Source organism: Psychrobacter sp. TAE2020 (assembly GCF_018919485.1).
Taxonomy (GTDB): domain Bacteria; phylum Pseudomonadota; class Gammaproteobacteria; order Pseudomonadales; family Moraxellaceae; genus Psychrobacter.
This window is the reverse complement of record NZ_JAHLMU010000001.1, coordinates 3,088,904-3,115,862: the sequence shown is the minus strand read 5'-3', so window position 1 is coordinate 3,115,862 and position 26,959 is coordinate 3,088,904. Positions and strand designations below refer to the sequence as shown.

General features: G+C 42.2%; 24 protein-coding genes. 13 read left to right on the top strand and 11 right to left on the bottom strand.

Annotated elements, in window-relative coordinates; translation table 11 throughout:
- Positions 1-211: 211 nt before the first annotated feature.
- Positions 212-1,519, top strand: coding sequence for a lytic murein transglycosylase (locus KPY62_RS12835; RefSeq protein ID WP_216582813.1), 1,308 nt, complete (start codon positions 212-214; stop codon positions 1,517-1,519).
- 264 nt (positions 1,520-1,783) lie between these two features.
- Here KPY62_RS12835 and KPY62_RS12830 read toward each other — a convergent pair whose 3' ends face one another.
- On the bottom strand, positions 1,784-2,566 hold the full coding sequence (locus KPY62_RS12830; protein WP_228730696.1) for a hypothetical protein: 783 nt from the start codon (positions 2,564-2,566) through the stop codon (positions 1,784-1,786).
- A 240-nt stretch (positions 2,567-2,806) separates the two neighbouring features.
- On the opposite strand from KPY62_RS12830, the gene KPY62_RS12825 reads away from it, so the two are divergent.
- The 3 genes from KPY62_RS12825 (at position 2,807) to mtnP (ending at position 4,693) form a co-directional block, all read left to right on the top strand.
- A complete protein-coding gene (locus tag KPY62_RS12825) occupies positions 2,807-3,247 on the top strand; it encodes a CopD family protein (RefSeq protein ID WP_216582811.1) in 441 nt (146 codons plus the stop codon).
- Between the two features lie 210 nt (positions 3,248-3,457).
- Positions 3,458-3,727 (top strand): DUF4031 domain-containing protein, encoded by a 270-nt coding sequence (locus KPY62_RS12820; protein WP_216582809.1) that lies wholly within the window; start codon positions 3,458-3,460, stop codon positions 3,725-3,727.
- Between the two features lie 69 nt (positions 3,728-3,796).
- The gene (mtnP, locus tag KPY62_RS12815) at positions 3,797-4,693 is read left to right on the top strand and encodes an S-methyl-5'-thioadenosine phosphorylase (RefSeq protein WP_216582807.1); all 897 of its coding nucleotides are present in this window, start codon (positions 3,797-3,799) and stop codon (positions 4,691-4,693) included.
- A gap of 146 nt (positions 4,694-4,839) precedes the next feature.
- Here mtnP and KPY62_RS12810 read toward each other — a convergent pair whose 3' ends face one another.
- The 8 genes from KPY62_RS12810 to KPY62_RS12775 all read right to left on the bottom strand — a co-directional run bounded on the left by KPY62_RS12810 (position 4,840) and on the right by KPY62_RS12775 (position 13,846).
- Positions 4,840-5,925, bottom strand: coding sequence for a methyltransferase domain-containing protein (locus KPY62_RS12810; protein WP_216582805.1), 1,086 nt, complete (start codon positions 5,923-5,925; stop codon positions 4,840-4,842).
- Positions 5,926-6,012: 87 nt separating this feature from the next.
- Positions 6,013-6,720, bottom strand: a complete 708-nt coding sequence (locus tag KPY62_RS12805; RefSeq protein ID WP_216582803.1) for a TIGR04282 family arsenosugar biosynthesis glycosyltransferase — start codon at positions 6,718-6,720, stop codon at positions 6,013-6,015.
- Positions 6,721-6,817: 97 nt separating this feature from the next.
- Positions 6,818-7,684, bottom strand: a complete 867-nt coding sequence (locus KPY62_RS12800) for a TIGR04283 family arsenosugar biosynthesis glycosyltransferase (protein ID WP_216582801.1) — start codon at positions 7,682-7,684, stop codon at positions 6,818-6,820.
- Positions 7,685-7,756: 72 nt separating this feature from the next.
- Positions 7,757-8,341, bottom strand: coding sequence for an HAD-IB family hydrolase (locus tag KPY62_RS12795; protein WP_216582800.1), 585 nt, complete (start codon positions 8,339-8,341; stop codon positions 7,757-7,759).
- Between the two features lie 20 nt (positions 8,342-8,361).
- The gene (locus KPY62_RS12790) at positions 8,362-9,207 is read right to left on the bottom strand and encodes a DUF547 domain-containing protein (protein WP_216582798.1); all 846 of its coding nucleotides are present in this window, start codon (positions 9,205-9,207) and stop codon (positions 8,362-8,364) included.
- A 4-nt stretch (positions 9,208-9,211) separates the two neighbouring features.
- Complete coding sequence (locus tag KPY62_RS12785; protein ID WP_216582796.1) at positions 9,212-11,389, bottom strand: FAD-dependent oxidoreductase; 2,178 nt, start codon at positions 11,387-11,389, stop codon at positions 9,212-9,214.
- Between the two features lie 59 nt (positions 11,390-11,448).
- Positions 11,449-12,429 carry an arsenosugar biosynthesis radical SAM (seleno)protein ArsS gene (gene arsS / locus KPY62_RS12780; protein ID WP_216582794.1) on the bottom strand — a complete coding sequence of 327 codons (981 nt, stop codon included), beginning with the start codon at positions 12,427-12,429 and terminating at the stop codon, positions 11,449-11,451.
- Between the two features lie 247 nt (positions 12,430-12,676).
- Positions 12,677-13,846: an FAD-dependent oxidoreductase gene (locus tag KPY62_RS12775; protein WP_216582792.1), complete on the bottom strand. Its 1,170-nt coding sequence runs from the start codon at positions 13,844-13,846 to the stop codon at positions 12,677-12,679.
- A gap of 330 nt (positions 13,847-14,176) precedes the next feature.
- Here KPY62_RS12775 and KPY62_RS12770 point away from each other — a divergent pair, with 330 nt between their 5' ends.
- From KPY62_RS12770 to KPY62_RS12740, 7 genes are all read left to right on the top strand, one after another.
- A complete protein-coding gene (locus tag KPY62_RS12770; protein ID WP_228730695.1) occupies positions 14,177-15,964 on the top strand; it encodes an amidohydrolase in 1,788 nt (595 codons plus the stop codon).
- A gap of 198 nt (positions 15,965-16,162) precedes the next feature.
- Positions 16,163-17,116, top strand: a complete 954-nt coding sequence (locus KPY62_RS12765) for an alpha/beta fold hydrolase (RefSeq protein WP_216582790.1) — start codon at positions 16,163-16,165, stop codon at positions 17,114-17,116.
- A gap of 198 nt (positions 17,117-17,314) precedes the next feature.
- The gene (gene dapD, locus KPY62_RS12760) at positions 17,315-18,136 is read left to right on the top strand and encodes a 2,3,4,5-tetrahydropyridine-2,6-dicarboxylate N-succinyltransferase (protein WP_216582788.1); all 822 of its coding nucleotides are present in this window, start codon (positions 17,315-17,317) and stop codon (positions 18,134-18,136) included.
- 533 nt (positions 18,137-18,669) lie between these two features.
- A complete protein-coding gene (queE, locus tag KPY62_RS12755; protein ID WP_216583399.1) occupies positions 18,670-19,392 on the top strand; it encodes a 7-carboxy-7-deazaguanine synthase QueE in 723 nt (240 codons plus the stop codon).
- A gap of 95 nt (positions 19,393-19,487) precedes the next feature.
- Positions 19,488-20,594 carry a multidrug resistance efflux transporter family protein gene (locus KPY62_RS12750; RefSeq protein WP_216582787.1) on the top strand — a complete coding sequence of 369 codons (1,107 nt, stop codon included), beginning with the start codon at positions 19,488-19,490 and terminating at the stop codon, positions 20,592-20,594.
- Positions 20,595-20,695: 101 nt separating this feature from the next.
- Entirely contained in the window at positions 20,696-21,283 is a 588-nt protein-coding gene (locus tag KPY62_RS12745; protein WP_201622522.1) for a trimeric intracellular cation channel family protein, read from the top strand.
- A 43-nt stretch (positions 21,284-21,326) separates the two neighbouring features.
- A complete protein-coding gene (locus KPY62_RS12740) occupies positions 21,327-22,130 on the top strand; it encodes a trimeric intracellular cation channel family protein (RefSeq protein ID WP_228730694.1) in 804 nt (267 codons plus the stop codon).
- A 166-nt stretch (positions 22,131-22,296) separates the two neighbouring features.
- On the opposite strand, the gene recJ is transcribed toward KPY62_RS12740, so the two are convergent.
- Entirely contained in the window at positions 22,297-24,147 is a 1,851-nt protein-coding gene (gene recJ, locus KPY62_RS12735; RefSeq protein ID WP_216582785.1) for a single-stranded-DNA-specific exonuclease RecJ, read from the bottom strand.
- Between the two features lie 394 nt (positions 24,148-24,541).
- On the opposite strand from recJ, the gene KPY62_RS12730 reads away from it, so the two are divergent.
- Complete coding sequence (locus KPY62_RS12730) at positions 24,542-25,057, top strand: hypothetical protein (protein WP_201622448.1); 516 nt, start codon at positions 24,542-24,544, stop codon at positions 25,055-25,057.
- Between the two features lie 163 nt (positions 25,058-25,220).
- Here the strand turns inward: KPY62_RS12730 and KPY62_RS12725 are convergent, their stop codons facing one another.
- On the bottom strand, positions 25,221-26,204 hold the full coding sequence (locus tag KPY62_RS12725) for a hypothetical protein (protein WP_216582783.1): 984 nt from the start codon (positions 26,202-26,204) through the stop codon (positions 25,221-25,223).
- A gap of 314 nt (positions 26,205-26,518) precedes the next feature.
- Here KPY62_RS12725 and KPY62_RS12720 point away from each other — a divergent pair, with 314 nt between their 5' ends.
- Complete coding sequence (locus KPY62_RS12720; RefSeq protein WP_216582781.1) at positions 26,519-26,905, top strand: hypothetical protein; 387 nt, start codon at positions 26,519-26,521, stop codon at positions 26,903-26,905.
- Positions 26,906-26,959: the final 54 nt, after the last annotated feature.

Below are 26,959 nucleotides of genomic sequence, written 5' to 3'. Positions count from 1 at the left end.
TTTTTGGATTTAGAGGTTTACCCTCGTAAGTATGTCTATCGCAACTTTAGTTAGTTATCGACTTTAAGGATATTTATTGCTAAAGTAATTTCGATCTTAGTGAATATACACTTTTCCTATAAGCTCTCTTTAGTTTTTATTTTGTATTAAATTTGACCTATTTGTATAGCGCTTGGCCTATAGCCTCCTATCAATACACGAGACTCCTGTTATGTTAAACAAGCATTATATCGCTCTTCTTCCTATTCTATTTGCGGCTGGTTGTACTAGCCAGCAAGCACTGCAGCAGCAAAGCAAACCTGTACGTCAGGGCACGGTTGAAGTGACTCAAACGCAGACCATCAAGCCTAGTCCTGTCATTGTGAAGCCTACAGTGGTAAAGCCAATACCAGCTCCACAGCCTAGTTATCGTAGCTTTGCAGATTGGAAGTCAGACTTTTCAATGCGTGCTATCGCCGCTGGTCAAAGTCCTTCAGATGTGCAACGCTTGCTCGCTTCTACTTATTTGAATCAACAAGTTATTTCTTTGGATTCGAGCCAGCCAGAATTTTCTAAGATGCCTTGGGACTATGCTGACTCTGCGGTATCTAGTGGCAGAGTAAGCAGTGGCAAAAGTAAGTTTTCACAGCAGCGCTCATACCTCTCAAGCTTAGAGTCACAATACGGGGTTAGTAGCGAAATAGTAGCAGCGATTTGGGGTATGGAGTCTTCATTTGGGGCGGTAACTGGCAACAGTCATATCCCAAGTTCGCTGGCAAGCTTAGCTTATGATGGTCGTCGTCAAGAGTTTGCTGAGGCTCAACTGTTAGCATTGATGACTCTATTACGACGTGGTGATGTGTCTTGGTCTCAGCTCGATGGCTCTTGGGCGGGTGGCATGGGACAGACTCAGTTTATCCCGGATACGTGGCTCAAGCACGGGGTAGATGGGGATAGAGACGGACATCGTAATCCATGGGCCACTGCTGATGCCCTCGCCTCTACTGCCAACTATCTGAGCAATTCCGGTTGGGTACGTGGCCTTGCTCCGTTTTATGAGGCATCTTTGCCCGCCTCGTTTGACTACAGTACTGTTGGTAGTAAACAAACTGCCGCTAGATGGGCAGCACTCGGTGTCGACACTATAGATAACGTATCTTTAGATGCCAATACTCAGATGGAGCTATGGCTACCCGCTGGTAAAGATGGCCCTGTGCTACTACTAAGCCCTAACTTCGACGTAATAAAAGTCTATAATAACTCTTCAAATTATGCGCTCGGCGTAAGCTTACTGGGCAAAGCTATTGCTGGTCAAAGCGGTCTGCGTAAATCATGGCCACGCTATGAGCGTCCACTATCTACCTCACAAGTTATGCGCTTGCAGCAACGTTTGACTAGCTCAGGTTTCGATACTAAAGGTGCAGATGGGGTTATCGGTACTAACACCCGCAAAGCTTTTCAAAGTTGGCAAGCCGTTAATGGGCAAACGCCAGATGGCTTTATTACTCAAAACAGCGCCTCATCTTTAACTTCATGGTGAAGCCAGTGGTTAGTATGGTTGTTTAAAAATGATTATTGGCAGAATTTAGCTTTAAGATTTAACTTCCCCTCAAAATAATAGACCTGAGGTAGTAAAAGCTAACTGATTAACGCTAAGTAATGAGCGCTAAATAATAAAATTTCATTACTTAGCGCTCATTACTAAAACTTAACTACTTAGCGTTAAGCAATATTGTGAAAACTGCCCCTAAAAAAGCACTCAATATTGAGTGCTTTTTTTATGCTAACTGCGCCGAAGATAGACTTAATTGGCAACAGCACCTAAAATCTGGAACGGTAGAGTTATGACGTCAAAGGCCAATGCAAACGGTAGTAGTACTAGTTTTTGCCCCGTGTTAGCCCCGCTACTAGTAGCTTGAGTCTGCTGAGTTTGACCATAAAAAGTCACCGTATAAGGTTTACTTAATGGCTGATACTTTGACTGAATCATACTCAAGTTACTAACTTGTGGATAGATAGCGCCTTGCACCGGAACCATGAAGCAAAAGCGTTGGGCATTGATACGCAAGTCACTAGCTGAAGTACAATCTTGGCCTCCATTCTGTAAGAAGAACTGATAATCGGAGCGTGCAAACTCATCCTTGAGCTTAGCATAGGACATTTTCATTTGCCCTTGAAAATAACCATCATTCTTTGGCACGTTAAAAGTCATATCATTTTCGACTTGAATGTTTTTCGCTGACAAATTGGTTAACAGATTGATCATTTCTGTACCACCTTGGGTCAACACATAACTGTTCTTGGCACCGACGATCACCATACTTGCCATGGGCATATTAGGTAAGGCCGTTGCTGGGCGGCCAAAAGCGATAATCTGATCTTGAGATATGATGTTGTTAACGGTTTTGCTACTGACTCTAGTACCACTTTCTAATAATTCGTTAGTAGCACAGCCTGAACTCGCTAGTAGCGCGGTAAGAGCTGCGCCACCTACCATTAGCTTGATAGTAGAAAAAGCAGGTCGTTGTTGGCTAGATTTGATATTTTTGCCATTATTAGTATGGTTAGCCGAGCTATAGTTAGTCATAATAGTCATCCTTGTTAATATTATGTTTGCACTGTTATTTATAAATACACTAGATCGGTATTCTTAATAGTGTCCTACAAAGTTGCTATTTAGTCTATCTATTTATCAGGTTGGCTTAGCACTGCAATGAATACATCTTATCAGCCAAGATAGTGCAGGTAGGATAAAGGCTGTAATTGCTTAGTAGGTTTTATAACTCGCTTTTTTATTGATAACCTCCAATTTTAGGAATTTGTAGCTATGCTCAACTATATATTAATTGCGCATTTATTAGGGGCTACCATTTGGACTGGTGGTCATCTGATTTTATCACTAGCCATTTTACCTAAAGTCCTAGCTAACCGTGATCTGGCAATGTTGCTACAATTCGAGCAGCAGTTCGAAAAAGTAGGTCTGCCAGCTTTAGTAGTACAAATAGTTACTGGTCTGTGGATGGCACATCAGATAATGCCTACTTTTAGCGCTTGGTTCACTTTAGATAATGACTTGAGCATTCTAATTAGTCTTAAATTATCGTTGTTATTAGCAACTATTCTAGTAGCGCTACATGCCCGCTTTTGGGTGATTCCAACCCTATCTACTAATACGCTAAGGGCTTTTTCTGTTAATATTATTTTGATTACTCTTCTATCAGTGAGCTTGCTGATTGTCGGTAGCTTATTTCGTACAGGATTGAGTTAGTTTTGTAGTAAGTTAGATAGGATCTAATAAAAAATCCGCTCAGACTGATCGTTTTCGCCACTAAATTACCGCTTTGCTATGACAACAGGTCGGCACTTTGATTGAATTATTTTACTTAATATTTCTTAAGAGTTAGACCTTAGTTAAATAGGCTTACACTTTGATCACTTTGATCATGAATAAGCTGGTAATCATATAGGAAATAAGCAAATGGCCATCTATGTAGATTTTGTCAGTATAGAATTCAAGGGTTATAAGTGGTGTCATATGCTAGCGGACAGTCTGCAAGAATTGCATGATTTTGCTGAGCTTATTGAAGTAGATAAGCGCTTGTTCCATGGTAACGCTAGTTATCCTCATTATGATATCACCCTGCAGATGCGACTAACCGCCATCGAAAACGGTGCCTTTGCTGCCGATAGAAAAAAGATAATTGAATGCGCTAAAAAGCTGAAAGTGGAATTAAAGGCTCTATGTTAAATAACATCTTTTTTTTGTCTGTTCTGTGCGAGAATGAGCGGTAATTTATTCATCCTTAGGAAAACCTTCATGACCATTCCATTAATCGACGACCCAGCACCACATACTGCTACGATAGCCATCATTGGTGGTAGCGGCTTGTATCAAATGAAGGATCTAACCAATAAACGTAGCGTTAGTATAGCGACGCCTTATGGTAAGCCATCAGACGATATCGTCCTTGGCGAACTAAATGGGGTTACCGTCGCTTTTTTGACTCGCCACGGTCAAGGGCATAGATTCACTCCTTCTAAGGTTCCTTATCGTGCCAACATCTACGCCCTTAAAACCTTAGGGGTGCGCTATATTATCTCAGTGTCAGCGGTTGGCTCATTGAGAGAACCGCTAAAGCCTCTAGATATGGTAGTACCTGATCAAATGATCGATCTGACTAAGCACCGTGCTAGTACGTTTTTTGGTACTGGTGCAGTAGCTCATGTGTCGATGGCAGATCCACTATGCCCTGCGGTAGCCGATATTTTGCAACGGGCTTATGCGCAAGCCAAAATCAACGACGGTCAGTGCCATGCAAAAGCCACTTATGTCTGTATCGAAGGCCCGCAGTTTTCTACCCGTGCTGAGTCGCACTGGTATCGCCAGATGCAAGCAGATATTATCGGTATGACTAATATGCCCGAGGCCAAGTTAGCACGCGAAGCTAGCATCGCTTATGCTACCTTGGCTTTAGTCACCGACTTCGACTGTTGGCATCCTACTGAGCAAGCAGTCAGTGCTGATTACGCTATTCAAAATCTTGTGAAAAATGCTGACAATGCTCAGCATGTGATCAAACAAGCAGTAGCATTACTAGCCGCTGAACAGCCTGAATCCATTGCTCATAATGCTCTAGCACAAGCTTTAGTCACTCCTGTTCAGGATATGGATGAAGCCATTAAAGCTAAGCTCATTGCCCTATTACCTGAGTAATCTAACTTCTACTATGTAGTAAAAAAGGCCATCAAATTAATCGATGGCCTTTTTCATTGTGCACTATCCAATTTTTAGCTAACCATCAATGCACAAAAACAGCATAAGTAATAAGCTTTTTAAAATAGACAGTTAACCATAAACAATTAACAACAGCTGCTTGACGTATTCGACTTACTAGAGATGCTAAGTGCTGGTGCTATGTTTGATTGCTCAATGGCTGCTTGCTGAACAAAAGGTAATTCCTCACCGCAACCGGCAAAAATTCCATAATGATGGCTAGTATCACCAATAAACTCAAAATGTGGCGCAAAACGTGATTCTTTGAGCATATTATAAGTATTGGCACAAACAGGAAACACCCGACCAGTTTCAATACGATGATGCTTGTCGAGATCAAAGCGCTGAGCTAGCTGATCGATACTACCTTTATAGATGACCGCTTGTCCGTAATCCTCACAAGCATTCTCTATCGCAAGGCTCTTAAATAGACGATAAGTCGCTGAAAAGAACTGAATATTGCCTATTTTAGCCGCTAGTGCGGGATCAGTAATTTCTAAGGGGCGATCTTCAACCAGCCTAGGGTCTAAGAATTGCGCATTAGCAGCTAAACGTTCGAAGTCCTTCCAGTATAATGCACCACTGAGACATTCGCCATAAAGCACAGGGTCGTCTATTAGTTGCTGCGGAATGCGTCGATCGGCATAGACATCAGAGAAATAGAACTCGCCGCCAGGCTTAAGTAAACGCTGGACACTAGCCATCACCGCTGCTTTATTAGGCGATAGGTTAATCACACAGTTAGAAACGATAATATCGAAGCTATTAGCTTCTAAGCCTAGCTCATCTAACTTTTCAATATAACCTTCTAAGAAGGTCACATTATCATAGCCAAATTTGTCACTGTGATAGTGCTGATACTGCTTAGCGATCGCTAACTGCTCAGCGGTCATATCGACACCCACTACTTGCCCAGTCGCACCCACTAATTGGGCTAGGGCATAAACGTCACGTCCTGAGCCACAGCCTAAATCTAAGATTCGACATCCTTGTAGCAGCGCTGGGCATACTAAACCACAGCCATAATAGCGACTTAGTACTTCGGGGTGAATATTAGCTAATAGCGGCTTGAGCCAACTGGGCATATTGCTGACATCACAGCAAGCCGAGGTTTTTAAATCATCAGTGCTCTGTAGCTGTTTGCCATAATAATCTTGCACAACATCATACATATTGCATTGCCTTTTAAGGGGTATTGATTTCAGTTAGTGAAATACTTTATTCATCCAGACGATAAGGTCAAATTACTTCCTTCATTATCAATGAACAGGGGCACTAACTTCACTATGGTTATTAACCTTGATCTCGCTATCGAGCCAGCCTAGTGGTAAATATTTTAGATCGGTAGGCTCATCGATATCAGCCAAAGGCTCTAATAGCGCTAATGTCAAATGCAGCGCCGCAATACGCTGCTGAGTTATCTTAGCGACGCTACTGGTACTCCAAATGATATCCGAGAATAAGCTAGCAGCGACTTGCTTAAAGCCAAGTAACACATAACCTCCATCGAACGCTGGAATCATTACCGTATCATGCTGCTGTAGTTGTTGCACTGATTTTTGCAATCGTTCGGCTGTCAAATCAGGACAATCGCTACCTATTAGCAAGACTTTATCAAAGCTCTTTAAGACATTCTCACTAGCAGTTAGCATACGTAATCCTAAGTCACCTGATGCTTGTGCTGACCAGCGTAAGCTTGTCGGCAAATCAAGGTCTTGCCAGCAGCGATCTGTTGGCGCTGGACTGACACATAACTCTACGCTAAATCCGCTAGCTACTGCTTGCTCGATACTATGTAATAATAACTGCCGTGCCATCTTTGCTGCACCGTCGATACCTAACGCTGGTTGTAGACGGGTCTTAGCCTTATCTTTAGCTGGATATTTAGCGAAGATAATGATGCAAGTTCGGTTATTTATTTGCTGCGCCTTAGTTTGCGTTATTGCTGTTGCGGCTGGTTTTACCATAGCTATCCTGTTGCCTGTTTTTCTCTGCTCGCTACTACTATTGACCTCGATATAAGCACTATGCTGTTTATAGGCTGAGCATTAAAATTTCTAATTATTAGTTTTTATAGTAGCGCTGTTTTATCTCTTCGGCTGACACGCCACGCCAGTAGTCAAAGCGCAGGTGCCACATGAGCAGTATCGTTCGCCAAGTACCGTGTTGCTGCCAACGCCTAGCTGAGGTAGTCACTCTACTGGTTAGGCAAGCAGGCTTAGCTATGCCTTTTAAATTTTTGCATAGCTGTATGTCTTCCATTAAAGGCTGCTGAGGATAGCCACCGATTTGCCCAAATAGCGATTTTGTTATAAAAATAGCCTGATCGCCTGTAGCAATTCCAGTCAACCGTGAACGAGCATTCATCATAGCACTGACTAGCCACAGCACCGGCTGGTCACTGTTTAGACGCACATCAAAACGCCCCCACTTATAATTACTATTAGCTTGATCCAGTACTTGCTTGATATGACTAATAGCGTCTTCTGGCAGCTGCGTATCAGCATGCAGGAACAATAATATATTGCCTGTAGCTTGTTCAGCCCCAGTATTCATTTGCATAGCACGACCAGCAGCAGAATCGATAATTTGCCACTCAGTAGTAGAGTCTTTATTAGCTAGTTGCTGGTTGTGCTGCTTAATGAAGCGCTCAGCAACGCTAAGCGATTGGTCTGTAGAACCGCCATCGACTAGTAGCACTTGCTGCGCTAATGGCTTGAGGCTAGTTATATTATTAAACAATCGAGGCAAATTATCTGCTTCATTAAGTATGGGGATAATGATTGATACCCAGCTTGCTTCTACTGCGCTGCTGTTAATTTGACTACTGCTACCTTGTGCAGTTACCGAATTTTTATTAACCCTCGCTATCCCTTTAGCCACTGAGGGCGGTAATACTGCAAAACAGCGCCAGCTTTTTTTTATCAGCATAATGCCCATTCTATATTTAACAACAGCATAGCCTGCAATCCTCGGTAAAAGTAGTGCTCTAAAAGTAATGCTCTAAAAATAACGATAGAAAGCATAATCCGCTAGTTCTAGCAACGCTCTATCCTCAGAAGTATCGCCATAAGCATAAATCTTCGCGTAAGCGTCTAGCTCATAAGCGCTTTCAACTCGGCGTCTTTTTTCCTCAGCACTGCAATCATTACCGATAAAATTACCGGTTAGTTTGCCGTTGATTACTTCAACTTGATTGCAGGATAAGGCGATATTATGTTGCGCACACCAAGGCGCCAGGTACAACTCTAGCGAGGCGGAGACTACTCTGACCTCATCTCCTCTATCTTTATGCCAATGGATTCTATCTAATGCTTCTGGGCGTACTAAATCTGGCAAGATTTCTGCGGCAAAATACTCAGCTTGCGCCGCTATATTCACTGCAAAGATATCTTTAAAGCCATGGCTAAATATCTTGTGCCGAATACGTTTACCAGTCGTCAGCCGAGCTTTATAAGCAATGATTTCTGGTAATAGCAACAGCTTACCGGTAGCTATGCGCTGTTTACCAGCAGCAAAAAATACAAATTTTGTGAAAGCATCGCTATCAGTAATAGTGCCATCAAAGTCAAATAACGCTAAATCCATAGTAATTTTACTTTTATAAATTATTTTTTATTTAAGTTCCAGTTATAACTACTATAGCCAATTTTTATTTTGCCGTTTCTTAGCTGCGCTGCTTGGCCGTTATTAAGCCCTAAAGAAGTGCTATAACGAGCCAAAAACCCTGCTAGATCATAGGTGCCACGCCAGCTAGTAGCAAAATCTTCTTTATACCATTTAAAAATTGGCGACACCTCTAAAGTATTACCTTTGAGACGGTTACGGCTAGTATCTGCTAAGAAACTACTAGTCACTTGCTCTAGCTGCTTGTCCAGTTTGCTGGCGGTAAAAGCATCGTTTAATAGCGCCGGACAGCCAATACTAGCGCAGTTTACTGCAAAGTGAATACGTGGTTCGTTATAGCGTTTAGAGCCGCGAATGAGGTTGTGCTCGATATCATCAAGTGAACGCGTTTTCCCTAATAGGGAGATAAAGTTCTGCTTCCATGGGGAGCCAAACACCCCACCGATGTCTTTGATAGACTTAATATTGGGATATTTAGTTAACACTAGCTCTACGGTGCCCGCATTATAGACGTTAATCAAAAATGCCAACTGCTCATCTTTGCTCCAAGCATTAAATTCTGACTGGCTGACTTTGCTAGTGGCATCCATATAGCTGTCAAGCTTGCTTTTATCGGCTTTCATACTCGCATAATTGACTACTGAGGCTTTGCCACTATTGGTCATAGTAACGTTTTTATTTAACAAGCTATCCCAACTGCTATGATTAAAGTCAGCATAAGCGGTGGCACTCGCTAGCAGTATAGCAGTGGCCATAGCCGTTTTTACTATCATGCTACTCACTAAAAGCGGGGTTGAACGACTAACCAGATGAGTAACTGATAACATATATTTAACTCCGTTTAAATCGATGATATTTCTCTACCCAGGCTAATAGCTTCTGCGGTGCATGATTACGTTTCCACTCACCTGCTGCGTATTTGTTCGCTTCACTCATAGTAGGATAAGTGTGGATAGTCCCTAGGATTTTGTTCAGTCCAAGACCATATTTCATGGCCAGTACATACTCAGCGAGCAACTCACCAGCATGATTACCGACGATCGTCACGCCTAAGATTTTGTCTTTATTGGGTACTGTCAACACTTTGACCCAACCACTAGCTTGCGTGTCAGTGATAGCTCTATCTAGATCGCTAATATCGTAACGAGTCACTTCAAACTTGATATTCTTTTCGTTAGCTTCGTATTCATTAAGACCCACCCGAGCAATTTCAGGATCGATAAAGGTCACCCAAGGAATAACTCGATAATCAACTTTAAACTTTTTAAAACTACCAAACAAAGCATTAACTGCCGCATACCAAGCTTGATGCGAGGCGACATGAGTGAACTGATAAGGGCCCGCCACATCACCTGCCGCTAAAATATTAGGGAACTTAGTCTCGAGATAGTCATTAGTGACGACGGTGTTTTCAATATCAATGCCTAAGCTTTCAAGCCCATAACCACTCATACGGGCACTACGGCCGACAGCAATAATCATCGCATCGAACTCAAGTGCGATCTCAGTGTCGTTATCAGCAATACTGTCAGCGGCGCTAGTATCTTTGACTATCAAATACTGCCTACCATCGACTCGCTCGCAGCGCAGCGTATCATGCTGTAATAGTACTTGTACGCCATCCGCTTCTAGACAACTCTTGGCATAATCCGCAACTTCCCTGTCTTCTTTATTCAGTAGCTGCGTACCCCGTTGTACTTGTGACACTTTAGAGCCTAAACGGGCAAAAGCTTGCGCCAGCTCACAGCCAATCGGACCGCCACCAACGATGATTAAGCGCTTAGGAGGCGCTGATTGATGACTAAGTGCTTCCCATAGCGTATCGCTGGTCAAATAATCAACATTCTCAAGCCCTACAATCGGTGGTATAAAGGGTTGGCTGCCAGCAGCGATAACGATACTACGAGCGCTCAGGCGTTGCTTAGTACCATCTTCTTTAGCAATCTCTACTGTCCAAGGATCAATAATCGTTGCATAGCCTTTGACTACATTGACACCAAGGTTGGCGTAACGTTCGATACTATCATGCGGCTCAATAGTCGCGATAATACGCTGTATCCGTGCCATCACTGACTTAAAATCGTATTCCACGGCTACATTCTGCAGACCATAATCAGTAGCATGACGCATGTCATGAGCCACTTTAGCGCTCTTAATCAGCGACTTGCTAGGTACACAACCGTAATTTAGACAATCGCCGCCCATTTTATGCGCTTCGACTAAAGTAACTTTAGCTTTTACGGTAGCGGCAATATACGACGATACTAATCCGGCCGCACCGGCACCGATAACGACCATATTACGATCAAAAGATTTTGGCTTATTCCAGCCTTTATAGACTTGCCGAGCTTTGTACCAATCTAGACCTTTTTTGGCGAGTAATGGAAACACTGCTAATAAGGCAAAGGAAGCCAGTAACGTCGGCGATATGATGTCTTTAAGACTATCAATTTGTGCCAACTGCACTCCAGCATTGACGTAGACAAAAGTGCCTGCAATCATCCCTATTTGACTGACCCAATAGTAAGTCCAAGTCTTAATGTTGGTTAGACCCATCAAAATATTTACTAAGAAAAATGGGAATAAAGGTAGGAGACGTAAAGTAAATAAATAAAAGCCACCGTCTTTTTCTATGCCTTGGTTGATACTATCTAGTTTGCTAGCGAACTTCGTTTGAAAGCTGTCACGTAACAGATAACGTGAGGCTAAAAATGCAAACAGCGCCCCAATACTAGAAGCGAATGAGGCTAATAACAGACCCCACCACAAGCCAAACAATGCCCCAGCCAGCAACGTCATTAGCGCAGCGCCTGGTAATGAAAAGGAGGCAATGAGTACATAAGCTAAGAAGAATAGGCCACCGACAAGCAGTGGGGCGTCGTCACGCCATTGATAGAACTGACTTAAGCGCGCTTGGATACCCTCTAAGGTTAACAAATCATTGAAGCCAAATAAAAAGAATCCGGCGATAACCAAAATAACCACTAGGACAATCAATAGCTTTTTCATAGGTTGTCCTTTATATATCAAATACTATTAGGGCTAGATTATTGCTATAAAACATTAAACTAGGCTTGAGCTTTCTCTGCTTCCTCATCTAGAGCACCGCCACAGCTACTGCCTTGCCCAGCGGTACAGCCATAGCAGTGATCAGCAATAGCGATGTCATCACCGCTAGGGTTCTGAGTCAGTAAATCGGCTAAATGTCGGCGCAATTTATTAGCTACTGGAATTTCTAATTGCTGATTAAAATCACAATCGAACAGCTCACCTAGCCAATTAACACTGATAGTCTCACGGCACATCACATCTTTTAGGTTGTCAGCAGCATAATTGTCTTTGAGTAAGTTCATATAAGGATGGAACTCGTTCTTAGCCAATAACACAGCGCCAAAACGCTGAATAGGCATATTGGTTAACGCAAATAATTGATTAAACTCAATATCTAAATGTTGCTTTAGCTCATGCTTATAATCATCTTCTAACTGTTGCTGATTGGGTGGTAACGTAGCCCCTTGTGGATTATAAACTAAGTTCAAGATGAGCTTAGAGTCCGCTTTTGCATAACCCAAAGCGTTAAGCTTATGTAAGCCCAAAATACTGCCATCAAAGGCCCCTTTGCCACGCTGTTTATCGACGTTTTCTAGCGAATAACAAGGTAGCGAGGCCACTACTTCCACTTGATTATCGGCTAAAAACTCTGCCATATCTTCATAACCTTCTTCCATCAAAATAGTCAGGTTACAACGGTCAATTACTTTTACCCCTAGGGCTCGGGCGGCTTTGACTAGATATTTAAAATCTTGGTGCATTTCAGGTGCACCGCCGGTTAAGTCTAACGTATTGATATTCTGCGCTTGTAGTACTTGGGGTATCAGCTCCACTAATGCCCGTGACATCATTTCAGTACGATAAGGGCTAGCTGCCACATGACAATGCACGCAAGACATATTGCATAAATACCCCATATTAACTTGCAGGATCTTTAACTCTCGACGTTTAATAGCAGGGAAATCAGTATGCTCTAGTAACTTTATGGTAGATTTCATAATGGTATAAAACCTTATTAATAATATATTTAATGATAACAGGATAGCCTTTTAGCCGCTGCTATTAATAATTAGTTATAACCAGTAGCTTACAAGGTTTATTAGTACAAAGCTAAAACGTACAAAAAAACCAGTAAAAAGCGCTAAAGATCTTAACTAATATATAGTTTATCTAATCAATAATAGCTTATTGTTAATGACAACTTATGTCTAATAACGTTATCTTTTCTATCTAGCTAACCACCCTTTAGTTAAATCCTGACTTTATGAAGCGCTTATCAATACATTTTTTTAGCTGCCAAACCCAACGGCCTTGTAAGCTATAACGGCCCCAACTGGCGATGGCATATTTATCACCACAAGATAATAAGTACAAAGTACGTAGCCTTGGATCATAGCTATGTAAAGGCTGATCCGCTAAATAAGCGAGCAAGTTGTCCGCCTCTACTGCCCCGCCACGTACCGCATGCACCCCTGAGTGCGCCATCTTTTGGTCCACTCGAGTAGCCACATCGCCCACCGCAAATACATTCGGGTGCGAGATACTTTGCTGCACCTCATTGACGGCGATAAAGCCATGATCGACAGTATGAAGATCAGTATGTTTCGTCCAAGCAGAACCAGTGACTCCCGTAGCAGCTATCAGCGCATCGATAACTAATGGATGACGGCTCGTATGCAACTGACCCTCGCTATAGCCCAAAGCACGCTCATAAACTATCTGCACTTTATGTCTATGTAGCTGCTTGATAACTTGTTTTTTAAAGCGTTGATTAAAGCCCGATAATAGCTCATCTCCACAGACCAAATAAGCTTGGTGATTAGAATTGATACACCGCAAAGCATACTGTGCTGCTAGCACCAACTCTGTAGCAGCAGCCCCAGCACCGACTACAGCCAGCTGGTACTGTGCAGACTGTTTAGCCTCTTCGATAATCTGCTGCCAACGCTCGATAAACAACGATATAGGACGCACAGCAACCACTTGTGCAGGAAGTTGTATAGGAAGTACGGCTGTTTCAGTATTAGCTGGCAGCTGATCTTGCCCTTTATTTAGCCATCGCAAATCTGTATTGGCACCGGTGTTTAAGGACAAAACATCATAATCCAATTGCTGATTATCAGCAGTCCTTGCTATGCTAGAGGCAGCATCTACTTTGGCTAGTGACTGCTGGATAAAAATCACCCCTGCCTGCTCACATAGTGCTTGTGCATCAATACTGATATCAGCAAGGTTATAGTGCCCCGCCATCCAACCCGGCAACATCCCTGAATAGATAGTCTGTGGCTGCTCAGTAACTAAAGTAATTTGCAAATGTTTCGGTGGCTCACTACTGTTAATAATACTGCGCAGTAGATCAATATGAGCATGACCTGCTCCAACCAACAGCAGTTTTTTCGTTGCTAAAGCGTTCATAAGCATGACTAGAGTTAATAGCTAAGAGAGAGTGAATTAGAACATAAATCTTAATCTCTTTAGTCACTCTCTTGTAATATAACAGCAGATAATGAGTTGATATCTAACCGGTTCGACTATGACATCATTCATATATTAGACGATTACATTTTGTACCCTATCTATCTTTTAAGGGCGCTTAGATGAGCGCTATCGAATTTAGGGGTTGTCATTACCTACTGCCATGACCGAAAATATCAAGCACATTTGTCTACAAAAATACGCTATGCTAATAAATCTTGGAAAACAATAACCTCCTAACACTTTAGCTGAACCATTAAGGATAGCGTAATGACCAAAGCGATAAACAGTGAGCAAATAATGAATAAGACAATCAACTTGAAGACTTTGATCAAACCGACGTTACTTAGTGTAGCGCTACTGAGCATTATGGGTTGTACCGCGATGCAGAATACTAGCGCCGATCCTGTCAGCACTGAGCTTAATGCTGCCACTGTATACTACAACGGTAACATCATCACTATGGAAGGCGATCAGCCACAAATGGTGCAAGCCTTAGTAACGCAAGCAGGCAAAATTGCTTACGTCGGTAATTTGTCTAACGCCCAGTCAAAATATACTAATGCGGCGCAAGTCGATCTAAAAAACCAAACTCTATTACCAGGGTTTATCGATCCGCATAGCCATTTCGATATGGTGTCGAACACTATGGGGCAAGTCAATCTTAACCCGTCACCTGTCGGCAAAGTAGCTAGCATCGATGACATACTGCAAGCGCTCAAAGCTTATAAAAAAGACAATAATATTGCTGATGGTGAGTGGATCTATGGTTGGGGTTATGATGAAACTCAGTTGAGCGAGGATCGACATCCTACTAAAGATGAGATCGATACGGTACTGCCTAATAACCCAGTCTATCTACAACATACTAGTGGTCATATGGGCGTAGCAAATAGCAAGGCTCTGGCAGCATTGAATATAACGGCTAATAGCAAAGCCCCTGACGGCGGTAATATTGCACGAGTCAAAGGCTCAAACGAGCCTAATGGCCTAGTACAAGAAACCGCGATGTATCCCTTCGTGCGCAAGATGCTAGAAGTGTTAGAGCCCAATCAAGCTAAATTCTTTGAGTCTACGCAAGATTATTATGCCGAAAATGGTCTGACTACCGCCCAAAACGGTTCGACGACTCGTGATACTATTGCTTTCTTCCAACAGCAGGCAAATGCCGGTAAGCTCAAAATCGATTTAGTGGCGCTGGCAGGGGTTAGTGACTTAGATGAAAACCTAGCCGATAAAAACTTTAGCTGGAAGACTTATAACAATGGCTTTAAAGTTCAAGGCACTAAGATCGTCGCCGATGGCTCGCCACAAGGTAAAACGGCTTATTTCAGTCAGCCTTACCTAACGCCAGTACCAGATTGTCAAAAGGACTGTCGTGGCTTGCCTAGTGTCAGCCAAGACCAGCTCAATGAGATGTTTGCCAAAGCTTATGCCCGTGACAATCAGCTATTTATTCATAATAATGGCGATGGGGCCACTGATATGGTGATCAAAGCGCATGAGTATGCGGTAAAAAAGACTGGGCAAGCAGCCGATAAAGATCGTCGTACAATCCCTATCCATGCGCAATTTGCTCGTCCTGATCAACTACAAGCCTTTAAAAAGTATAATATGTTGCCGTCATTCTTTACTAATCACGCTTACTTTTGGGGTGATGTCCATGTCAAAAACTTAGGTGAAAAACGAGCTAATTTTTCTAGTCCGATAGCTACTGCTGATAAAATGGGCCTAAGATATACTAACCATTCTGATGATACGGTAACCCCAGTCAGTCCGTTATTTACGGTTTGGTCAGCAGTGAATCGCACTTCACGCTCCGGTCAGATCATTGGTAAGGATGAACGTGCCAGCCCTTATCAAGCCCTAAAAGCCATTACTATTAACCCAGCTTATGAGTATTATGAAGAAGACAGCAAAGGGTCTCTAACCCCAGGTAAACTGGCTGATTTAGTGATCTTAGATAGCAACCCTTTGACTATTAATGCTAGTAAGATAAAGGACATTAAGGTGATGACTACTATTAAAGCAGGTAAAACTATTTATCAGCGTCGCTAGTTTTATTAGTAGATGAGTAGTGCTTACCTGATGCTAGATAAATTTTTTAACATTGCTGGCTAGTATTAGCAGTCGGATTTTTTAGTTATTCGACTGTTTTACTTTTTTCTGTCTTCATAATTACCAACTTTTTTACCTTTTTAATTTTGAACCCTTTAAACTGTCAACTGCTTAACCTATCCCTTTAAAGAGAGGCCTATGAGTACCTACGAGCAAATCACTTCCTCTGACAATAGCCATTATCTGCACCATAATTTTTTTGAACCAACCGTCTCTGATAGTGAGCCTGATAGCGTCAAAGCCGTTAAAGCCACGTTATTAATTGTTCACGGTATGGCGGAGCATAGTGGTCGTTATGCCAGCTTTGCGCAGTTCTTGGCGGATAACGGTATTGCAGTAGTAACTTATGATCAGCTCGGTCATGGTCAGACTATTAAGTCGCCTGACGAGTTAGGGTTTTTTGGTAGCGAGCATCCTATGCAGTCGTTATTGAAAGATGTCATTATTATGGCGGACAGCATAAAGTCTCGCTATCCTGATGTGCCCCACTTCATCATGGGTCATTCGATGGGATCATTTATCGTGCGTACGGTGCTCAAGCATCATACTCATAACTTTGCAGGGGCTATTCTAATGGGTACTGCCGATGCCAATCCATTAATAAAGGTTTTGCTACCTATCAATAAGATCTTGGCAAAAGCGGCGGCTAAAAAGCCCAATAGCATATTTTCTGATTTGATGAATAAGCTGCTAAATAGCAAGCTTGCTACTGATTCTTCCTCTTCTGAATTTGCTTGGCTGAGCGAAAGTAAGGCTAATATCGCCGCCTACGAAGCCGACCCATTAGCAGGTTTTGTATTTACCAATAATGGCTTTTATACCCTATTTGCACTTATGCAGGCAGGACTGGATAAAGGCTGGGCTGGAACGATTGCTAAAGACTTCCCTATGCTGTTTATCAGCGGTAAAGATGATCCTATCGGCAATATGGGTCGTGGTATTCGTGCTATCGACAATAGATTACAGAAACAAGGCTTCGCTAACATAAGCACCAAACTCTATCCCAATATGCGTCACGAGCCTTTACATGAGCAAGACAGTAACTTGGTATATGATTATATTCTGAACTGGATAGATGATTTATCTATTTAGCTTAGCCAGGCATTTGCTAAAGGGGCATAAATTAGCGACAATAAAAGCCGCTGTCTTTAGCATATCTATTTAAACTAACTTAGTGTTAATTGATGCTAGTTAGTCAGGCTCGCTATAATTGAAAGGCTAGCTGGATGCTAATGACAACTACGAGCAAAACCCTCTATTATTTTATCTTTAATCTTTTTAGGAATTTTTATGTCATTACAGCAAACGATTGAACAAGCTTTTGAAAACCGCAATAATTACAATCCAACTAATATGCCGCAAGATATCCGAGAGGCTATCGAACAAGTGCTTGAGCAACTTGATAACGGTACTTTACGTGTCGCTGAAAAGAAAGATGGCGAATGGGTAGTTAATCAGTGGGCGAAAAAAGCGGTGCTTTTATCATTCCGCCTCAATGACAACTACGTCATGGCTGCTGGTGAGCATGTACAGTTTTATGACAAAGTACCGACTAAATTTGCTGATTGGACTGAAGCACAGTTTAAAGAAGCTGGCGTACGTGTAGTACCACCAGCTGTCGCTCGTAAAGGATCATATATCGCACCGGGTGCCATCTTGATGCCTTCTTACGTCAATATCGGCGCTTATGTCGATCAAGGCGCAATGGTCGATACTTGGGCTACTGTTGGTTCATGTGCTCAAATCGGTAAAAACGTCCATCTCTCTGGTGGCGTAGGTATCGGTGGTGTATTAGAGCCATTGCAAGCTAACCCTACTATCATTGAAGACAACTGCTTTATCGGCGCCCGCTCTGAGATCGTTGAAGGCGTTATCGTTGAAGAAGGTGCAGTAATCTCTATGGGAGTCTACATCGGTCAATCAACTCGTATCTATGATCGTGAAACTGGTGAGATTCATCGTGGTCGCGTACCAGCCGGTTCAGTGGTAGTACCTGGCTCTTTACCTTCTGAAGATGGTACTCATAGCTTATATGCCGCTATTATCGTGAAAAAAGTTGATGCGCAAACTCGGGCTAAGACTGCCGTTAATGAGCTATTGCGCTTAGATTAATTGCCAGCAAAGCTTAGTCAGTGACAGCTTACTCAAAGGTGCTTAGATATTCTAAGCACCTTTTTTATCGCTAAATTAAACGCTTACAGCGGATAAAAGACAGCTATTACAGCAGACCCTACGCTGTGCGCTATTGAAATACAGCAACTAAATACAGCAACTAAATACGGCAATCAAAATACGGCAATCAAAATACGGCAATCAAAATACAGCAACCAAAATACAGCAACCAAAATACAGCAACCAAAATACAGCAACCAAAATACTGAGCTAAAAACCTTAGCCTATAACGGCTTATAGTAAGTTAGCCGTCTTATAAATATGCTGCTACTAGCTAAAGCGCTAATGCAATTACGCCAAGATTTTTACAGCTTAATGCAGCCGCTTACGTTATAATTTGGTTTAATAAAAAAACCTTATCTAATACCGCTCCTATTGCGGTATTTTTATTGTTTTCTGTTACGAAAAAAATGTTAATTTTTAATCTTTCTGTCGAGGTAGATGATCGACACCTTACCTTATTTGAAATTGTTATGACTGAGCTATCGCTACGCACATCCGCTATTCCTGTCACTGACCCTGAAGCGGGGTTACGTATTACTGAGATTTTTTATTCTTTACAAGGGGAAGCGCTAACTTCAGGCTTGCCGACGATATTCGTACGCTTGACTGGTTGTCCCCTACGCTGCGTCTATTGCGATACTGAATACGCCTTTAGTGGCGGCGAGCGTCAGTCTCTAGAGACTATCGTAGCGACTATCAAAAGCTTCCCTTGTCAGCGTATTTGTATTACTGGTGGCGAGCCTTTAGCCCAGCCGAATGCCATTGAGCTAATTAAACGTTTGCTTGCCGATGGTTGTGAGATATCGCTTGAAACTGCAGGGGCGTTATCGGTACAAAAGGTACCGCCAGCAGTAAGCAAAGTTATGGATCTTAAAACCCCAAGCTCAGGGGAAGTCGATAAAAACTTATGGTCAAATTTGGCTTATCTAACCCAGCACGATCAGTTAAAGTTCGTGATCATGAATCGCACTGATTACGACTGGGCTAAAGCCAAACTAGTTGAGCACCAGCTAGACAAGCTGGTCGGTACATTATGGTTTTCGCCGATGTTCACTGTTGAGGAAAATGACAGTAGTCCTGAGGTGCCAGTATTGGCTCGCCAATTGGCTGAATGGATACTGGCTGATGCGCTGCCGGTTCGCTTCCAATTGCAGTTGCACAAGATCATCTGGGCTGATGCCAAAGGCAAATAAAATATACCGTCAATATTAATATAAACCTATAAATAGCTGATTATTTATAGGTTTATATCATGATTGTCAAAGCTAAAAAGTGCAAGGATGCGGGGATGATTAAGTTAATATTATTAGGCTTATTAGCAGGAGCGCTATTTAGCTCAACCTTTATCTTAAACGAATTTATGAGCAGCGCTGGTGGCCATTGGTTTTGGTCAGCCAGCCTACGTTATTTGTTTATGTGGTTGTTGCTCACGGTTATTATCAGCATGCAACATGGCTTTGGCCGCATCAAAGAGCTGACGGCTATTTTTTGTGCGCATTGGCGCTTTTGGTGTATTACTGGCAGTATCGGCTTTGGAGTCTTCTATACCGGTATTTGCTACGCTGGGGATCACGTTGCTGGCTGGGTGGTGGCGGCGACCTTTATGTTTACGGTGGTCACGAGCTTACTAGTACTAATAGCTTTTGGTCAGCGCTTTGATAAGAAGTTTATTTTTTATGCCTTACTAGTATTTATTGGGGTATTGCTAGTTAACGTTAGCGAAGGCTTAACTGCCTCTGAGGTTGCTTCTACGCCGATGCTAGAAATGCTTCTTTATGGCGCATTGCCGGCATTATTGGCCGCTTTCTGTTATCCCATCGGCAATCAGTTAGTTTGGCAAGTATCTTATAATACCCGCATGCAAAATGCTGAGCGACGTAAGTCACAAGAAAGCTCCAGCGATCAAAACAGTAATATCAGCTCAGTCAACCAAAGCTACACGCCTCGCAATAGCGCTAATAGCAATCCATTACCTGTTACTCAAGCAGCACAATCTGCGCTACAGAAGCTAATTAGCCGTATTCCAGCTATTGAAACTGAGCTGCTACAAAACGCTTTTAATAAAGTGTGGCTCATGACCCTTGGTAGTTTGCCATTTTGGCTAATTTTAGGCATCATAGTGCATCCTGAGGCGCCCAGCTCATCACAGCTTTTTAATACCTTGCTAGTAGCTTTACTCGCAGGCGTTGGGGCGACGAGTATCTTCTTATATGCCCGTGAGCGCGCTGAGACTTCCAGCGAGGTTGCTGGCGTTGACTCCACTCAAGCTAGTGAAGTAATATTTGCCTTAATTGGTGGCATATTATTGTTAAATAATGCTTTACCATCAGCAATGGGCCTAATGGGTATTGGATTAATTATGTTAGGATTAGTACTGTTTGCTAAGGATGGCTAATAGCGCTGTTTATAAAAACTATTATTTATAATACAGCTACAGGACAAACCGTTGTGACCAATAATTTGATTTTTCCTGATATTCTGCTGTATTTATTAGATATGATTGGGATAGTCGCTTGTGCTATCGCTGGGACTTTACTAGCGCAACACAAAGGTTTTGATATTGCTGGCTGCATTTTAGTAGCTATGGTTAATGCTATTGGTGGTGGCACTTTACGTGACATGGCATTAGATCGACACCCCTTGTTTTGGATGACCGATCTCAATTACGTACTAGTAATCACTGCTACTTCACTAATATTGCAAATATTCTTTCATCTTTATCCCAAAATTGATAATGCCCTCAAACTGTTCGATGCGATTGGGCTGGCCGCTTTTAGCGTCATTGGTTTTAAGGTGGCTTTAGATCAAGACTTATCACCGATGATTGCAGTAATGATGGGAGTTTGGACAGCTATTATTGGTGGCTTACTACGCGATATTATCTGCAATGAAATACCCCTGCTCCTTCAGCGTGAAATCTATATCTCTGCTAGTATCGCCGGTTCAGTGACTTACTTGCTACTGGAATACTGGGGCTTTAATTCAAGCTTCAATGAATTTATTATGCTTGGCGTCATCTTTGCGGTGCGAATGTTAGCACTGCGCTTCGATTGGCATCTTCCCTCTATTCGCTTGGTCAACTGACCTTCATTCTGTTGGCTTGCGTGAATTCTTTATATGAGTCCTTATGATCAGTATTATTAGTGTCAACCTTTATGCTGTGCTCAACACTTACTGTATGGCAATATTTGGCAAATCTTTCGATATGCTATTGGCTCCTGCTATTGCTGTAACCGCACCTACAGCCCTTTTAACCGATAATCGTTCTACTCTTACCCCAGAATTTGTCACCCGCTTCGAGCCAACCTCGTTTATGTTTTGGTTAGAGATGTTTGGTATTTTTGCTTGTAGTGTCTCAGGAACTATCCTAGCTAAATATAAAAAATTCGATGTTTTTGGCTGTATTTTAGTGGCGATGATTGCTGCTATTAGCGGCCCTACTGCACGTGATATCATCTTGGATCGCTATCCATTGTTTTGGATGGTCAACATGAACTATCTGGTTATTATTACCGTCACTTCCGTCGGTTTTCAGATGTTTTTTAATCCAAAAGCACGCCATGTAGATGGTCTATTAAAGCTGTTCGATGGCTTAGCACTAGCGATTTTTACTTTGATTGGTATTCAAGTAGTGCAAGAAATGGGCGCCAATATTCCCATCTGTATCTTGCTTGGGGTATTGAATATTTTGTTTGGTACAGTCATTCGCGATATGCTGTGTAATGAGATTCCTTTAGTATTGCAGCGTGAGATTTACGTTACCGCAGCGATCATTGGTGGTATTCTCTATTTTGTGATGGATGGTATGGGCGTTACTCCTTGGATTACCGAATCTTGTACTATGATTACTATCTTTGTTATTCGTATGCTGGCTGTGCACTATGATTGGCACTTTCCAGATATTGGACTGATAAAAAGGCCTAATATCTAACCTTATATTGCCATAAAACAAATACATAAATCTTGATAAAAAATAAGGGCGCTTGAATAATCAAAGCGCCCTTATTTTATGACTGATTAACACCGATTCTCTGATATACAAACAATTTATTTATCGGTAGTATCTATTGGTAAGTGCTGCATGCACTTTAGTAAAGCTAAGCGCTAATAACCGCTAAATCCTTAACCATTAACTGCAAGCTCTGTTTACCATTCCACTCGTTGATATCCAGCTCAAATAAGATGTGCACTTGCTCAGCTCGGTAGTCCCAAGCGGCACTATCATAATTAAAATAAATAGCATCGATAGGATACTGTACATCGGGATAACATAGCGACAGCTTTAGGTGCTTATCCTTGAGTATCTTAAAGCTTAGTACTTCAAATACCCCATCAAATATTGGCGGCGCAAAACCATGTCCCCAAATGCTAGCATCAGCTAAGTTATCCGCAAAATATAAGCTAAAGTCATGAGCTTGTAACGCTCCATCAGTGAATTTTTGCTCAGCGAACACTTCATCGTCTAGATGCGCCATTACTTCATTAAAGGCCTCAACGAAGCTGTCAAAATTACTACGTTTCAAGGTCAAACCTGCCGCCATAGCATGGCCACCAAAATGGCTGATCAACGCAGGGTTTTTCTCAGCAACTTGCTCAATAGCATCGCGAATATGCACGCCAGCGATCGAACGTGCCGAGCCTTTGATAGCATCATCACCACCAGTGTTTTGAGTGTCAGCAGGGGCAAATACTATACTAGGCCGATAATGGCTTTCTTTTAAGCGTCCAGCGACAATACCGATAACTCCTTGATGCCAGTTATCTTGATAAAGCACAATACTGCGCTGACTATTAAGCTGATCATTAGCAGCCACTGACTGACTGGTAGTTTTATCCACTAAGATTAAGTCGTTACTGTCATCGACTTTATTACTGCCATCAACAGCATTATTGTCAGACTCATTGCTGCCAGCTAGCTGCTCGACAATGCTATCAGCTTGATTACGCATCTCGCCTTCAACTTGCCGGCGATTACGATTAAGCTGCTCTAACTCATGGGCTAAACGTTGGGCGCTGCCCCAATCATCAGTCAATAAGCACTCAATACCGATACGCATATTATCCATACGCCCAGCGGCGTTAATACGTGGGCCTAGTACAAAACCAAAGTCTTGCGCATGCAACTGCTTAGGATCACGACCAGCCTGCTCGAGCAATGCTAAGATACCTATACAGCACCGCCCTTGACGGATAGCATTCAGTCCATGATGAACTAAGATGCGGTTGTTTTTATCCAAAACCCCCACATCGGCAATAGTTCCTAAGGCCACTAAGTCTAAATATTGACTCACTTGTACGGTTGACTTACCTGCCTCGCGGCGCAATTTCGCCAGACGACCGAGCACATAGAAAGCGACCCCGACTCCGACTAAAGCTTTACTACTAAAATCACAGTCTATCTGATTGGGATTGACTACCGCTTCTGCTGGTGGCACTTGCTTAGTAGTCAAATGATGGTCAGTAATAATAACGATAATACCTTCAGCTTGGGCACGTGCTACACCCTCATGGCTAGAGATGCCATTATCGACAGTGACGATCATTTGCGGCTGATAAGTTTCAATACCTAATTCGACGATTTCAGGGGTGAGACCATAACCGTACTTAAAGCGATCTGGCACTAAGAAATTAACGTTTGCGCCCATCTTAGTCAGCGCTCGCATCATCAGCGCGGTACTAGTCGCCCCATCACAGTCAAAGTCGCCAACGATCAAAATACGTTGCTCTTGGTCAATCGCCACATCTAGCAGGCGCACCGCTTCAGTGACGCCATGGAGCATTTCGGCTGGCAACAGACCTGCTAAGCCCGTTTCGAGCTCATCAGGCTGCACGATACCACGACCGGCATAGAGGCGAGCTAGAGTGAAAGATTGGGCGGCTAGTGGTTGTAGCGCAGTGGGCAGCTCATCGATGCGAGTGCCAGTATATCGGGGAGTTAAATTTAGCATAGGGCTATTCTACTGGCTTTGATCTTAGGTCACAATGTGAATTTATAGGCAATTCGTTTAGCGATGATTGCTAGACTGTTGACGATAGTACTTGTAATTAGAGTTTACTATTTTCGACACTGACAACCCTGTACAGCTTAGTGGCTTTAGCCAGTATTATTTACAAAAACCGTATAAAGATAAGCTGTTTCTTATTATTTTGATACAAAGCTATGATTGTATAGCGCGCATAAATCCCTAAAATGATAACTAACTTTAATAGTGATGATACGAGCTTTGATCTTCTATTACGGCTTGTTTCAACTATGCTTATTAAATCAAAAATCACTAAACTTAATATACTGAACTAAAAGCTACTAACTCAAAATTATTGAATGACCTTAAGGATAATTATATGAAAACTACCCCAGCTGTTGAAAAGCTACCAAACACTATTGATCCCAATTTAGATCTTGAACAAGTTAGAAAGCAATGTATCGCCTTAGTCAAAAAACGTGCTAGATACTCTGCTGGTGTAGCGGTTGTTCCTGTACCTTTCTTTGATGTGGCCGTCGATGCCGGGATGTTAACTCAACTGCTACCTGATATTAGTGAACGTTTTGGCTTGCTCGAAAACCGTCAGGGCGCTGTCGACTTAGAGTCACGTGAAATACATTGGAATGAGCTTAAAAATCGTACGGTTGATTTCGCAGGCTTAATGGCTACTCGTGGCATTGTCAAAAAGACAGTGCAAGGCTTTGGTGGTCGTATCGCCGCTAAGCAAGTCACTAAATTTATCCCACTTGGTGGGCAATTGGTCGCTGCTACTATGGGCTATATGATTTTCAAAAAAATCGCTGTCGATCATATTAATCAGTGCTATGAATTGGCAAAAGATATTCAAACTAAGCAACATAGTAAAAATGTCTAACTTTTAGCAGCTTATTTAAAAGCTCTTTACGATTTAGAAGTATAAAGCCAGCTAAGATTATTTATCTTAGCTGGCTTTTTATTTGCTTTAACAGTTGCAAGTAGGACAAAAGCAGTAATGGCTAGAGCAACTCATTTTAGCCCTAGCTTTTTAAATCGTTACGCTACTCAATTTGTTCAATAATAATACGTATATTTGCTATCTTATCCTTTCTATCAACAAACACATAACCTTGCCAGCCTTTGTATAAAGGCACTTTTTCAGCGAATTTAAGTTCTGATCTTTGCTCTAGCTTTTGTAGAGTTTTTAGCGGCTTACTATTATGCGCTACAGGTACTAATATTTTTAAAACTTCTGATAATACTGGCAATGAGTGTCCCTGTTGCGCAGTGATGACGTATGTCACGCTAGATAAATCACAGCCAGATAAAGTGGCTTCAATATCCAAGCCTTTTACTTGAACCGTTTCCGTAACCACTTGGGTATACTCATGCATATCGATATCAACATGACTGGCGCCACCTAAGCTGAGGTCTAATAAGCCCTTATCTTTACTATTAGCTAGTCGGCAATGATCTCGATAATAACTACTTATAGGGTTATCGCCCTGCCAATTGACAGTGAACTTAAGAGCCGGATCTATCAGCTCACCATCCTCATAAGCTTCAGGATGCGAGCGAAAATTGGGCACAGCGCTATACTTAATCTGCTTGCCTAGCACTTTGTAAGTTACGATGTGCTCACTAAAGGGCGCATAAAGCAATATCTCGTGGCTGCCAACGATTTGTTTTTTACTATCCAAAAGTAGATATTCTACCGTACTGTTACTAAATACACTGCCGCCTAGTGGTCCCATAGACTCAACCTCAATAGCTAAGTCTTCTATACTATCTTGATTAAAATCCATAGCTAGTAAAGGATGTAAGCGTAAACTATAATTCATGCTCTGCTGCTCGCCATCATCATCTTCATACTTCTCTGAGCAGTCGTATTCTAATGCTGCTGTCTTGCGAGGATTAGGATCAGGGTTATCACAGCGACTCTCGATCAAATCGATGATAATAGATTTTGGGATTTTTACCTCAGCAGTAGCACTCAAGCTAGTCGCCATTAATACAGCTAATAACAGAAGATTATGTCGTTGCATACTTGCCTCCAATACTAATAGCGGATTATGATTAGTATAGTATGGCTTTAGTTTTCGCTAAAAGCGATATAAACAAAATAACGGACTCTACTGTAGAGAGCTATAGCGAAACTTATCACTGTCAAAACAGGCGCTTTGCTGTGACTATATCGATTGCTTGCTTATTAACGGTTTGTGATTAGGCTGATATAAGTGAACCCCTATAAGCTATAAAAAGGTATTATAATCGCACATTATTGTCAGTGAATTAGATTGGGCAATATGCAAAATCTTTAAAAGCTACTACTTACTCAACCCCCTTAAAGGATAAACCAATGAAAAAACTCTTAGCCTCAACTGTAGTGCTGGCTACTGTTGCTTTAGCTGGCTGCGCGACCACTGGAGCCAACAATAATGCAGGCACAGCTATCGGTACTGCAAACGAAATCGGCATGAACGTCTTCAAAGCGGCTATCGATAACCAATGCCGTAGCCAAATTCAACAACAGCCAGCTTGGCGCATTGCTAGTGTGGCTATGACGGAAAGTCAAAAAGAAGCCGTACAGAGCAAGGTTTGTGGCTGTGTAAGCGAACAAGCACCGCAGCAAGTGACTCTCATTGAATTAGGTAATGCTGCTATAGATGCCAATTACCGAGGTCAATTAGTGACTAAAGTTGTCGCCAAATCGCTACAAAGTTGTTACGCGAACTTCACTAAGTAAACTGCTAATTGATAATTAATAATTGCCAGTTATTGAAAAATGGTCGATAAAAAA

What these genes read in the sequence shown, in the direction of transcription:
- KPY62_RS12835 (WP_216582813.1), top strand. Translation starts at nt 212, where the DNA reads ATGTTAAACAAGCATTATATCGCTCTTCTTCCTATTCTATTTGCGGCT.
- KPY62_RS12830 (WP_228730696.1), bottom strand. Translation starts at nt 2,566, where the DNA reads ATGACTAACTATAGCTCGGCTAACCATACTAATAATGGCAAAAATATC.
- KPY62_RS12825 (WP_216582811.1), top strand. Translation starts at nt 2,807, where the DNA reads ATGCTCAACTATATATTAATTGCGCATTTATTAGGGGCTACCATTTGG.
- KPY62_RS12820 (WP_216582809.1), top strand. Translation starts at nt 3,458, where the DNA reads ATGGCCATCTATGTAGATTTTGTCAGTATAGAATTCAAGGGTTATAAG.
- mtnP (WP_216582807.1), top strand. Translation starts at nt 3,797, where the DNA reads ATGACCATTCCATTAATCGACGACCCAGCACCACATACTGCTACGATA.
- KPY62_RS12810 (WP_216582805.1), bottom strand. Translation starts at nt 5,925, where the DNA reads ATGTATGATGTTGTGCAAGATTATTATGGCAAACAGCTACAGAGCACT.
- KPY62_RS12805 (WP_216582803.1), bottom strand. Translation starts at nt 6,720, where the DNA reads ATGGTAAAACCAGCCGCAACAGCAATAACGCAAACTAAGGCGCAGCAA.
- KPY62_RS12800 (WP_216582801.1), bottom strand. Translation starts at nt 7,684, where the DNA reads ATGCTGATAAAAAAAAGCTGGCGCTGTTTTGCAGTATTACCGCCCTCA.
- KPY62_RS12795 (WP_216582800.1), bottom strand. Translation starts at nt 8,341, where the DNA reads ATGGATTTAGCGTTATTTGACTTTGATGGCACTATTACTGATAGCGAT.
- KPY62_RS12790 (WP_216582798.1), bottom strand. Translation starts at nt 9,207, where the DNA reads ATGTTATCAGTTACTCATCTGGTTAGTCGTTCAACCCCGCTTTTAGTG.
- KPY62_RS12785 (WP_216582796.1), bottom strand. Translation starts at nt 11,389, where the DNA reads ATGAAAAAGCTATTGATTGTCCTAGTGGTTATTTTGGTTATCGCCGGA.
- arsS (WP_216582794.1), bottom strand. Translation starts at nt 12,429, where the DNA reads ATGAAATCTACCATAAAGTTACTAGAGCATACTGATTTCCCTGCTATT.
- KPY62_RS12775 (WP_216582792.1), bottom strand. Translation starts at nt 13,846, where the DNA reads ATGAACGCTTTAGCAACGAAAAAACTGCTGTTGGTTGGAGCAGGTCAT.
- KPY62_RS12770 (WP_228730695.1), top strand. Translation starts at nt 14,177, where the DNA reads ATGACCAAAGCGATAAACAGTGAGCAAATAATGAATAAGACAATCAAC.
- KPY62_RS12765 (WP_216582790.1), top strand. Translation starts at nt 16,163, where the DNA reads ATGAGTACCTACGAGCAAATCACTTCCTCTGACAATAGCCATTATCTG.
- dapD (WP_216582788.1), top strand. Translation starts at nt 17,315, where the DNA reads ATGTCATTACAGCAAACGATTGAACAAGCTTTTGAAAACCGCAATAAT.
- queE (WP_216583399.1), top strand. Translation starts at nt 18,670, where the DNA reads ATGACTGAGCTATCGCTACGCACATCCGCTATTCCTGTCACTGACCCT.
- KPY62_RS12750 (WP_216582787.1), top strand. Translation starts at nt 19,488, where the DNA reads ATGATTAAGTTAATATTATTAGGCTTATTAGCAGGAGCGCTATTTAGC.
- KPY62_RS12745 (WP_201622522.1), top strand. Translation starts at nt 20,696, where the DNA reads ATGATTGGGATAGTCGCTTGTGCTATCGCTGGGACTTTACTAGCGCAA.
- KPY62_RS12740 (WP_228730694.1), top strand. Translation starts at nt 21,327, where the DNA reads ATGATCAGTATTATTAGTGTCAACCTTTATGCTGTGCTCAACACTTAC.
- recJ (WP_216582785.1), bottom strand. Translation starts at nt 24,147, where the DNA reads ATGCTAAATTTAACTCCCCGATATACTGGCACTCGCATCGATGAGCTG.
- KPY62_RS12730 (WP_201622448.1), top strand. Translation starts at nt 24,542, where the DNA reads ATGAAAACTACCCCAGCTGTTGAAAAGCTACCAAACACTATTGATCCC.
- KPY62_RS12725 (WP_216582783.1), bottom strand. Translation starts at nt 26,204, where the DNA reads ATGCAACGACATAATCTTCTGTTATTAGCTGTATTAATGGCGACTAGC.
- KPY62_RS12720 (WP_216582781.1), top strand. Translation starts at nt 26,519, where the DNA reads ATGAAAAAACTCTTAGCCTCAACTGTAGTGCTGGCTACTGTTGCTTTA.